This is a genomic window from Micrococcus sp. HMSC31B01 (genome assembly GCF_001816085.1).
GTDB classification, from domain to species: domain Bacteria; phylum Actinomycetota; class Actinomycetes; order Actinomycetales; family Micrococcaceae; genus Micrococcus; species Micrococcus luteus.
Genome location: NZ_KV825114.1, coordinates 1 through 10,538 on the forward strand (window position 1 = coordinate 1; position 10,538 = coordinate 10,538).

Genomic DNA, 10,538 nt, shown 5'->3' on the forward strand with positions numbered 1-10,538 from the left:
CGTCGACGTCGACGAGGCGGGGGCGGTCGTCGTGGCCGACGGCGCGGCGGCGTCGTCGGGCTCCTCGGGGGTCGCCGAGGCGGACGGGGCGGACGTCGCGGTGTCGGACGGGGAGGAGGCGGCCGAGGGCAGACCCGGCGTCGCGGCCGGGGCCGGGGCGGCGCGGACGCCGTCGTCGGTCTCCGGGACGGGGGCGGGCAGCTCGAGCTCCGGCAGCACGTCCAGGTCGGCGACGGCGGAACGCGAGCGGGCGGCCCAGGCCAGGAGCGAGTCGGGCATCACGGTGTCCAGCGCTGCGATCACCCGCGAGCGGGTCACCTCACGGGTGACCGCGGTGGAGCCGGAGGCCGCGATGGAGAACGCCACGAGCCAGAGGACGAGGGCGCCCGCGAGACCGGTGGCGAGCGCGCCGAGCAGGCGGTCGACGAGTCGCAGCGCCGGCAGGTTCACGCGCAACCGGATCGCCTCGCCGATGGCGGCGCCCACGTACTGGCCCGCCGCCACGAGCACGACGAGGGTGGCGATCAGCGCGGCCCACCGCCACTGCGGCGCGGTGACGAACTTCGCCACCTCAGGCAGGGCGTAGAACGCGATCGCGGCGCCGCCGACCAGGCCGACGAGGTTGCCCAGCACCACCCACAGGCCGCGACGGTGACCCTGGACCAGGAGCATCGCGAGCGCGACGATGAGCAGGACGTCCAGCCACGTCAGACCCAGCGGCATGGGCGACCTCCTTCGGATGTGACGGCACCGGCCACGCACGGGGACGGCCCGCGCACCCGGTGGAGGATCCAGGGTATCGGCCCGCACTGGGGTATGGGGCACAATGGACGCCAGTGAACCGGGCGGCTCCTCCGCCGCGGTGTGAGGAACTGGCCACAGAGAGGACACGCACACATGGATCTCGAGGTTCTGCGGAAGGCTCCGCTGTTCACCAACCTGGACGACGAGGTGTTCGCCATCCTCACCTCGGAGCTGACCGAGGTCGAGCTCTCCCGCGGCGCGTCCGCGTTCCACGAGGGCGACCAGGGCGATCAGCTGTACGTGATCATGTCCGGCAAGATCAAGCTCGGCCGCACCGCCTCGGACGGCCGCGAGAACCTCGTGGCCGTGCTCGGCCCCGGCGAGATCTTCGGCGAAATGGCCCTGTTCAACCCCGCCCCGCGCAACGCCACCGCCACCGCGGTGTCCGCCACGCGCCTGGCCGGTCTGCGCCACGAGAACCTGCGCCGCGCCATCGCCTCGTCGCCGGACGTGTCGGTCCAGCTGCTCCAGGCCCTGGCCCAGCGTCTGTCCAAGACCAACGAGTCCCTGGCGGACCTGGTGTTCTCGGACGTGCCGGGCCGCGTGGCCAAGGCGCTCCTGGACCTCGCGGACCGCTTCGGCCGCCCGGCCGCGGACGGCCTGCTGGTGGCGCACGACCTCACGCAGGAGGAACTCGCCCAGCTGGTGGGCGCGTCCCGCGAGACCGTGAACAAGGCCCTGGCCGAGTTCGTCCAGCGCGGCTGGATCCGCCTGGAGAACCGCGCCGTGGTCATCCTGGACCTGCAGCGTCTGCGCCAGCGTTCGCGCTGACGCTCCCCGCCCTGGAGCGGGCCACCCCGGTCAGTCCCGGGTGGCCCGCTCCACCCGCATCCGGGGGGTGCCGTCGTCGCCGGCCTCGGTGACCAGGTGGTATTCCGGCACGGGGCCACGCCGGGCACAGGGCGTGACGGAGAGCAGGAAGGCGGCGGCCGTCCGGTGCGCCGCGACCCGACGCACGATCACCTGCGTCAGCGGGGTCGCCACCTGGTCGAAGGGTGCCGTGCCCTCCGCCCCGGCGGGTCCGGGCAGCCGCAGCGGGCCGGCCAGCGCGCGACACGCGGGCACCCACGCCTGGAGTTCGGGACCGGGTTCCTCGGATGCCGGCGCGGACTGCACCGGTGGGGTCGTCGTGGCGAACACGGCCGTGTCGAAACGTCGGTGGACGTGGGGCGCGGAATGCCAGCGCATGACGGGGCGCAGCAGGTCGGCGCGCAGTCCGAGGCCGCGCGAGGCCAGCAGATGGGGCAGACTCTCCGAGCCCTCCTCGAGGGAGCTGCGGCCCCCGCCCCAGGTCTCGACGCGCGCCGTGGACACGACGTCCGTGTCGGAGCGACCGGCGAGGAGCACTCCGGCCTCGTCGTGGAGCTGACGGACGGCGGCCACCACGTGCTGCCGCGCACGCCGCCGATCCGTGGTCCCGAACGTGTGGGCCCACTGGGAGGGCTCGGGCCCGTACCACGGGCACAGGTCGGCGTCGGACTCGATGAGCGCGCCGCCGGGCAGACCCACGCGGCCGAGCGGGGTGCGTCCCGCGCGGTGACGGAGGAAGACCTCCGGGCCGTCGTCGCCGTCGCGTACGAGCACCACGGCCGACCCGGGCCGGGCCGGGCGCACCTGGCGGAAGCGCCGGTCCAGCCACTGGCGGGTGAGGTCCTCCTCCTGCTCCGGGACCGGCAGCAGCAGGCCGGCCGGATCAGCGGACACGGACGGTGATCTCCACCTCGACGGGAGCATCCATGGGCAGCACGGCCACGCCGACGGCGGAGCGCGCGTGGCGGCCGACCTCGCCGAAGATCTCGGCCAGCACGTCCGAGGCGCCGTTCACCACGCCGGGCTGACCGGTGAACGCGGGGTCGGAGGCCACGAAACCGACGACCTTGACGACCTGGGCGACCCGGTCCAGGTCGCCCAACAGCTCGTGCACCGCGGCCACCGCGTTCACGGCGCACACCCGCGCGAGCTCCTGGGCGCGTTCCGGGGTGACCTCCGCGCCCACCTTGCCAGTGGCGGGCAGGGCGCCGGCCACGAAGGGGAGCTGGCCGGAGGTCAGCACGAGGTCGCCGTCCCGCAGGGCCGGGACATAGGAGCCGACCGGCGCCGCGACGGCGGGTCGGTCGATGCCGAGCTCCGCGAGGCGGGCCGCGACTGCGCCGTCGCCCCAGGCGGGGGCCGAGGACTGCGCCGTCACGTTCACGCCGCCTTCGGACGCTTGAGGTAGGCCACGGGGTTGTTCCCCTCGGGGCCCGGGATCACCGTGACGAGCTCCCAGCCGTCCTCACCCCACTGGTCGAGGATCTGCTTGGTCGCGTGGATGAGGAGGGGGATCGTGGCGTACTCCCACTGCGTCTGCTGAGTCATGGGACCCACCCTAGCCACCGGCGCGGACCCCGGAAGAGGTCCCAGGTGCCCGCGCTACACTCGCGCCCATGGCCTCCCGCACGACCCGCTTCCCCGCGCCCTCGAGCGCCCCCGGCCGCCTCCTCGCCTTCGTGGGCCTGTCGGCGCTGGCTGGCCTGCTCGTGGCGGCCCTCCTGCTGCCCGTCGCGGGCCTGGCCGGTGTCGCCGCCGCGTCGGGTCGGGAGATGCTGGACGAGCTGCCGGACGAGCTGCCCGCGGAGCCGGTGTCCGTCCCGTCGCGCATCCTCTCGGAGGACGGTGAGGAGATCGCCGTCTTCTATGAGGAGAACCGCACCCCGGTCCCACTGGACAAGATCTCAAAGCACATGCAGCACGCGATCGTGGCCATCGAGGACGAGCGCTTCTACGATCACGACGGCGTGGACGCGCGCGGCCTCATTCGCGCGACCGTCAACAACGCCACCTCCGACTCCACGCAGGGCGCCTCCACCCTCACCCAGCAGTTCGTGAACAACATGCTGGTGAACGTGCAGCAGATCCGCGGCGACTCCCGCCTCACCCTCTCCGGCTCCAAGAACATCGCGGACAAGGTCAAGGAGATCAAGCTGGCCGTCGCCGTCGAGAAGCAGATGTCGAAGGACGAGATCCTCGAGGGCTACCTCAACATCGTGCTGTTCTCCGGCCGCGCCTACGGGGTCGAGGCTGCCTCGCAGTACGTGTTCGGCAAGTCCGCCGCCGACCTGGAGAGCTGGGAGGCCGCCACGCTGGCCGGCATGGTCCAGTCCCCCACCCGGTTCAACCCGGCCCGCAACCCGGAGGAGGCCACGGAGCGGCGCAACCTCGTGCTGAACGCGATGAAGGACAACGGCTACCTCTCCCAGGAGGAGTACGACCACGCCGTCGCCCAGCCGATGGAGGTGGTCATGGAGTCCCGCCCCTCGGGCTGCCTCTACGCCAAGTTCGGCACCTACTTCTGCGACTACGTGGAGCGGCAGATCCTCGCCGACCCCACGTTCGGCCCGGACGTCCAGTCCCGCCAGGCCCTGCTGGACCGCGGCGGACTCACCATCCGCACAACGATCGACTCGACGCTCCAGAAGGAGACCGAGAAGAACCTGCGCGCCTCGGTGCCCAACAACGAGTCGCTGGGCGCCGGCCACGCGCTCACCTCGGTGGAGGCCGGCACCGGCAACATCCGCACCATGGCCCAGAACACCGAGTACGCCATCCAGGACGAGCTCGGCCACACCTCGCTGAACTTCAACGTGGACAAGCAGTGGGGTGGCGGCCAGGGCTTCCAGGCCGGCTCCACGCTCAAGCCCTTCGTGGCACTGACGTGGCTGCGCAACGGCAACCGCCTGGTCGACTCCGTGGACGCCTCCCGGAACGTCTACCCCACGGGCACGCGGTTCGCTGCCTCGTGCCGCCCGGGCGGCTACACCACGATCGGCGGCACCTGGCAGTTCAAGAACGTGATCCCGGGCATGCTGCGGCAGGTGCGCGTGGACGAGGGCCTCTTCTGGTCCGTGAACACCCCGACCGTCGCCACCGCGTACCAGCTGGACCTGTGCGACATCACGAGCCTCACCACCCAGCTGGGCATCACCCGCGCCCTGGACAGCTCCCCGCTGCAGCCGGACGACCCGTCCTTCCTGCTCGGCAAGGACTCGGTGGCCCCGCTGTCCTTGGCCGGCGCGTACGCCGCCATCGCCGCGAACGGCCTGTACTGCGAGCCGCGCGCCATCCTGGAGGTCACGGACACCGTCGGCAACCAGTACGACGTCGCCGACCCTCAGTGCGACCAGGTCATCGACCCGGACCACGTCCGGGAGCTGATGCCGGTCCTGCGCCACATCGCCGGCTTCAACATCGCCGAGGAGGGCGCCGGCTACGAGTTCGGCGGCAAGACGGGCACGAACGACAACGTGTCCTCCACGTGGTTCGTCGGATTCACCAGCGAGCTGGCCACCGCCGTGTGGACCGGCCGCTACAACAACCTGAAGTCCATGACGGGCGAGACCGTCAACGGCGAGGTCCGCAACCCGTTCTACTCGACCTCCATCAACGGCCCGTCCTGGCTCGAGTACAACCAGTTGGCCAAGGAGAAGTTCCCGCCGGGTGAACTGCCCGAGTGGGACGGCCCGCAGTCGGAGGACCCGGGCGAGGCCGGCGAGCACCCGGACGGACGCCAGTTCCACATCGACGACCTGGACCGAGGCGGGCCGTTGCCCGAGGCGGTCCCGGGCTTCTGACCGCGATGCCCCCCGCCGCCTCCCCCACCCGCCGCATGCTCCGTTCCGCAGCGCCTGCCGCCGTCGGGATGGCCGCGACGGCGGGCCTCGGCCTGGCCTGGGGCCTCGCCGAGGCTGAGGCCCGGACGGTGCGCACGCACCGACTGGCCGTGCTGCCGGCCGGGTCGGCGCCGTTGCGGGTGCTGCACCTCTCGGACATCCACCTGCTGCCCCGGCACCGGGCCAAGCGGGCGTGGCTGCGCGGGCTGGATGCACTCGAGCCTGACCTCGTGGTCAACACGGGAGACAACGTGTCCGCCGCGGCGTCGGTGCCGCTCGTGCTCGACGCGCTCGGGCCGCTGCTGGCGCGGCCCGGCGTGTTCGTGCCCGGCTCCAACGACTACTACGCGCCCAAGGCGGCCAACCCCCTGCGGTACTTCGCGGGCCCCTCGCGCATGGACGAGGACCGGCCCCGGCTTCCCTCCGACGTCCTGTTCGGCGCGTTCCGCGCCGCCGGCTGGGCCGACCTGACGAACCGGGGCGCCGCCCTGGCCGTGCCGACCCGCGCCGGGACCACGCTCGAGGTCCTCGCCGCCGGCACCGACGACCCGCACCTCGGTCTGGACGCCTGGGCCGGCTTCCCCGGCGCCGCACCCGACGAGAACGCCGGGCGGCCCGGTGACGACGGGCGGTTCCGGCTGGGCGTCACCCACGCCCCGTACCGCCGCGTGCTGGACGCCATGACCGCCGACGGCGCCGACCTGCTGCTCGCCGGCCACACCCACGGCGGGCAGGTGTGCGTGCCGTTCCTCGGTGCGCTCGTCACCAACTGCGACCTGCCGCGCCGACAGGCCTCCGGGGTCTCGACGTGGACGGCCGCGGGGCGGACCGTCCCCCTCGAGGTGTCGGCCGGCCTGGGGACCGCGCCGTCCGCGCCCGTGCGGTTCGCGTGCCGGCCCGAGGCCGTGGTGCTGGACCTGGTCCCGCGGGGCTGAGCCGCCTGTCCCGTCCGGGGCCGCGGGTACAGTGGGGCCCCGTGACCCGCGCCACCTCTCCCGACGCCTCGTCCCTGCGTGACGCCCTGGGCGGGATCGCACCGTACCTCGAGGGCGTGCGGGCGCGCTGGGTGCTCGGGCTCGCCTCGGCCACGGCGGCGGGCCTCGTGGCCCTGGCCATCCCGCAGGTCATCCACCTGCTCGTGGACACCGTGTTCACGCAGACTGTGCTCGCCGGGCCCTCCTCCCCCGACTCCCGCGCGGACGTGTGGCGGGCCGCCGGCCTACTCACCGTGCTCGGCCTCGCCGAGGCCGCGTTCATCGGCCTGCGCCGGTACTTCATCCTCCCGCCGGCCGCCGGGGTGGAGAACCGGGCGCGCATCGCCCTGTTCGAACGGCTCCAGCGCCTGCCGGTGGCGTTCCACGACGCGTGGCCCTCGGGGCAGCTGCTCTCCCGGGCCCAGGGCGACCTCTCGCTGCTGCGGCGGTGGATCGCGTTCGGCTCGGTCATGCTCGTGGTGGACGTGGTGACCATCGCCGTCGGCCTCGTCCTGCTGTTCCTGCTGTCCTGGCAGCTGGCCCTGCTCTACCTCGCCGCGGCCGTGCCGATCATGTGGGCGTCGTTCGGGTTCCGCAACGACTTCCGCGCCGCGTCCCGGCTCTCCCAGGACCAGGCCGGGGACCTCGCCACGTCCGTCGAGGAGTCGGTGCACGGCATCCGCGTCCTCAAGGCGTTCGGCCGCGGCGCGCACGCCCTCGACGGCTTCCGCGGGCGCGCCCGCACGCTGCAGGGCACCGAGGTGCACAAGGCCTCGGTGCTGGCCCGGTTCATCGCGCTCATCGTGGCCCTGCCGGAGACGGTGCTGGGCCTGGGCCTCGCCCTGGGCCTGTGGCTCGTGGCGACCGGGGAGCTGACGGTGGGCGCGCTCGCCGCCTACTTCGCCACCGCGGCCGTGCTGGCCGGGCCGGTCGAGTCGGTGGGCCAGCTGATGGGCATGACGCTCTCGGCCCGCACGGCGATCGACCGCCACGTGGACGTCCTCGCCACGCCCGTGGACATCGCCTCGCCCACCGGGGAGGCCGCCGTCGTGCCCCCGGCCACCGGCGCGCTCGCGTTCCGCGGGGTGCGCTTCCGCTGGCCGGACGCGGACCCGGGGCGCGGGGAGCGCGACCTGCTCGACGGCGTCGACCTCGAGCTGGTGCCCGGCGAGACGATGGCCCTGGTCGGCGCGACCGGCGCCGGCAAGTCGACGCTGCTGCAGCTGGTCCCCCGGCTGCTCGACGTCACGGCGGGCTCCGTCTGCGTGGACGGGGTGGACGTGCGCCGGATGCCGCTCGAGGAGCTGCGCCGGCGGGTGTCCGTGGCGTTCGAGGACGCCACGCTGTTCTCCGCGACCATCCGGCAGAACGTGCTGCTCGGCGCCCCGGCGGACGTGCTCGCGGACGGCCTCCACTCCCCCGCGGCGGACGCCCTGCTCGACCTCGCGCTCGAGACCGCGCAGGCGGGCTTCGTGGCGGACCTGGCGGACGGCGTCGAGACCGAGATCGGCGAGGAGGGCCTCAGCCTCTCCGGCGGACAGCGCCAGCGGATCGCCCTCGCCCGCGCGATCGCGGCGCGCCCGGACGTGCTCGTGCTGGACGACCCCCTCTCCGCCCTCGACGTGCGCACCGAGGAGACCGTGACCGCGCGCCTGCGCGAGGTCCTCGACGGGACGACCACCCTGATCGTGGCGCATCGTCCCTCCACCGTGGCCCTGGCGGACCGGGTCGCGGTGCTGGCGGACGGGCGGATCGAGGACGTGGGGACGCACCCCGAACTGCTGGCCCGCAGCGCCGTGTACCGGCACATCATCTCGAGCCGACCGGAGGAGCAGGCATGAGCGCCGCCGACGTGAGCCGCGTGCGCGGCGTGGGGGCCGAAGAGGACCTCGACTACACCCGCGCGGAGCGCCGCCACATCCGGCGCCGGTCCTTCCGGCTGCTCGGCGAGCTCGCGCGGCCGGTCCGGGGGACGCTGCTGGTCACCGTGGTCTTCGTGCTCGTGTCCAACGCGGCGCGGGCGGCCGGGCCGCTGATCATCGCCTGGGCGATCGACGCGGAGCTGCCGCGCGTCGTCGAGGCCGTGCGGGCCGGCGAGTCCGTCTGGCCCATCCTCGTCCCCGTGGGCGGGGCGTACGTGGCGGCGGCCCTCGTCTCCGGGGGCCTGCTGGGGGCGTACACGTGGCTCACCGCGCGGGCCAGCCAGGCCATGCTGCTCAGCCTGCGGCTGCGCGTGTTCCGGCACACGCAGCGGCTGAGCCTCGGGTTCCACGAGCGGTACACGTCCGGGCGGGTGATCTCGCGGCAGACCTCGGACCTGGAGGCGCTGCGGGAGCTGCTGGACCAGGGCGTGTCCTCGCTCGTGTCCGGGCTGATGTTCATGTCGTTCACCGCGGCGTCCATCCTGCTGCTGGACCCGCCGTCGTTCCTCGTGCTGCTGGGCGCGGCCGTGCCGGTGGCGATCGTGACGCGCTGGTACCAGGTGCGGTCCGAGGAGGCGTACCGGCGGTCGCGGGTGTCCTCGGCACGGTCGATCGTGCACTTCGTGGAGACCATGACCGGCATCCGCGCGGTCCAGGCCTTCCGGCGGGAACGGGACAACGACGCGCGGTACCGCGACTTGGCCACGGCCTACCGGGACGACATGGTGGCCACGCTCAACCTGTTCGGCATCCTGCAGCCGGTGCTCGTGGCGACGGGCAACCTCACGGTAGCGGCGCTGCTCGTGACCGGGGGCCTGCGCGTGCTCGACGGCGACCTCGAGGTGGGGGTGCTCGTGGCGCTCCTGCTGGCCGGACGGCGCGTGTTCCAGCCCATGGAGATGGTGGCGATGTTCTACTCGTCGCTGCAGTCCGCGACGGCGGCGCTCGAGAAGGTCTCCGGCCTGCTCGAGGAGGAGCCCACCGTGGTGGAGGCCGCCGAGCCCACGCCGCTGCCCGGGGCCGACGCTCCGGGGACGGGCGTGGCGTCCGGGCGGGTGGAGTTCCGGGACGCGGTGTTCAGCTACGGACCGGACCGGGTGGTGCTGCCGGAGTTCGACCTCGTGATCCCGGCCGGGCAGACCGTGGCCGTGGTGGGCCAGACGGGTGCGGGCAAGTCGACGCTGGCCAAGCTCATCGCCCGGTTCTACGACGTCTCTGCCGGCTCGCTGACGCTGGACGGGGTGGAGCTGCGCGAGCTCAGCCAGGCGGATCTGCGGCGCAACGTGGTGATGGTGACCCAGGAGGCGTTCCTGTTCTCCGGGTCGATCGCGGAGAACATCGCCCTCGGCCGGCCCGACGCCACCGAGGCCGAGATCCAGGCGGCCGCCCGGGCGGTGGGGGCGCACGACTTCATCCTGGGGCTGCCCGAGGGCTACGCGACCGACGTCGCCAAGCGCGGCGGGCGGCTGAGCGCGGGACAGCGGCAGCTCGTGTCGTTCGCGCGGGCGTTCCTCGCGGACCCCGCCGTGCTGATCCTGGACGAGGCGACGTCGTCGCTGGACCTGCCGAGCGAGCGTCTCGTGCAGGCCGGGCTGGAGCGGCTGTTGGGGAACCGGACGGCACTGATCATCGCCCACCGGCTCAGCACCGTCGAGACCGCCGACCGGGTGCTCGTGATGCACGACGGCCGGATCGTCGAGGACGGCAGCCCCGCCGAGCTGGTGGCGGCCGACGGGCGGTTCGCGGCGCTGCACCGGGCCTGGGAGGACTCGCTCGCCTGATGGGCCCCGGGCCGGGCACTTTCGAACGTGAGAGAGGGCCTATCCCACGTTCGAAAGTGCCCATTCGCCCGATTTCACGTTCGAAAGTCCTGCGGCGGGGGCGGGAGCGGAGATGGTGGAGGTCGCCCGCGCGGCCCGGTCGTGGCGGACGACGGCGGCCACCACGGTCCGGAAGTCCTCGGCCAGGTCGGCGCCCATCACCGTGATGGACAGGTGGCCGGCCTCCTGCCAGAGACGGTCCCGCCGTGCGTCGCGTCGCTGCTGCTCCGGCGTGCGATGGTGGCCGCCGTCGTAGTGGAGGGCCACGCGGGACCGTTCGACCACCATGTCCGCGTCGGTCCGCTCCCCCGCCGGTGAGACCAGCTGCGCCTGCAGGCGCGGCTCGGGGAGGCCGGCGTCGAGGAGCGC

9 protein-coding genes and 1 pseudogene are annotated in these 10,538 nt (G+C 73.5%); 5 read left to right on the forward strand and 5 right to left on the reverse strand.

Features of this window, described 5'->3' with window-relative positions:
* Positions 1-723: CvpA family protein (locus tag HMPREF3105_RS06155; RefSeq protein ID WP_141762446.1), on the reverse strand; the 723-nt coding region annotated here is incomplete at its 3' end.
* A 174-nt stretch (positions 724-897) separates the two neighbouring features.
* Between HMPREF3105_RS06155 and HMPREF3105_RS06160 the strand changes: the two genes are divergently transcribed.
* Entirely contained in the window at positions 898-1,575 is a 678-nt protein-coding gene (locus HMPREF3105_RS06160) for a Crp/Fnr family transcriptional regulator (RefSeq protein WP_002854021.1), read from the forward strand.
* A 30-nt stretch (positions 1,576-1,605) separates the two neighbouring features.
* On the opposite strand, the gene HMPREF3105_RS06165 is transcribed toward HMPREF3105_RS06160, so the two are convergent.
* From HMPREF3105_RS06165 to HMPREF3105_RS12975, 3 genes are read right to left on the reverse strand one after another with little or no spacing between them, the layout of a single operon-like run.
* On the reverse strand, positions 1,606-2,508 hold the full coding sequence (locus tag HMPREF3105_RS06165; RefSeq protein WP_069941150.1) for an NUDIX hydrolase: 903 nt from the start codon (positions 2,506-2,508) through the stop codon (positions 1,606-1,608).
* Positions 2,498-2,998 (reverse strand): RidA family protein, encoded by a 501-nt coding sequence (locus HMPREF3105_RS06170; protein ID WP_069941149.1) that lies wholly within the window; start codon positions 2,996-2,998, stop codon positions 2,498-2,500. The genes HMPREF3105_RS06165 and HMPREF3105_RS06170 overlap by 11 nt, the downstream gene beginning before the upstream one ends.
* A complete protein-coding gene (locus HMPREF3105_RS12975; protein WP_010080276.1) occupies positions 2,995-3,162 on the reverse strand; it encodes a Sp36 family protein in 168 nt (55 codons plus the stop codon). Before HMPREF3105_RS12975 ends, HMPREF3105_RS06170 begins: the two co-directional genes overlap by 4 nt.
* 68 nt (positions 3,163-3,230) lie before the next feature.
* Here HMPREF3105_RS12975 and HMPREF3105_RS06175 point away from each other — a divergent pair, with 68 nt between their 5' ends.
* From HMPREF3105_RS06175 to HMPREF3105_RS06190, 4 genes are read left to right on the forward strand one after another with little or no spacing between them, the layout of a single operon-like run.
* Positions 3,231-5,414 carry a transglycosylase domain-containing protein gene (locus HMPREF3105_RS06175; RefSeq protein ID WP_070708985.1) on the forward strand — a complete coding sequence of 728 codons (2,184 nt, stop codon included), beginning with the start codon at positions 3,231-3,233 and terminating at the stop codon, positions 5,412-5,414.
* A gap of 5 nt (positions 5,415-5,419) precedes the next feature.
* On the forward strand, positions 5,420-6,388 hold the full coding sequence (locus HMPREF3105_RS06180) for a metallophosphoesterase (protein WP_036338244.1): 969 nt from the start codon (positions 5,420-5,422) through the stop codon (positions 6,386-6,388).
* 41 nt (positions 6,389-6,429) lie between these two features.
* Positions 6,430-8,268, forward strand: a complete 1,839-nt coding sequence (locus tag HMPREF3105_RS06185; RefSeq protein WP_036338247.1) for an ABC transporter ATP-binding protein — start codon at positions 6,430-6,432, stop codon at positions 8,266-8,268.
* Positions 8,265-10,130, forward strand: a complete 1,866-nt coding sequence (locus tag HMPREF3105_RS06190) for an ABC transporter ATP-binding protein (protein ID WP_036338250.1) — start codon at positions 8,265-8,267, stop codon at positions 10,128-10,130. The genes HMPREF3105_RS06185 and HMPREF3105_RS06190 overlap by 4 nt, the downstream gene beginning before the upstream one ends.
* 39 nt (positions 10,131-10,169) lie before the next feature.
* Here HMPREF3105_RS06190 and HMPREF3105_RS12980 read toward each other — a convergent pair.
* Positions 10,170-10,538, reverse strand: a pseudogene (locus HMPREF3105_RS12980) (hypothetical protein); the annotation flags it as partial.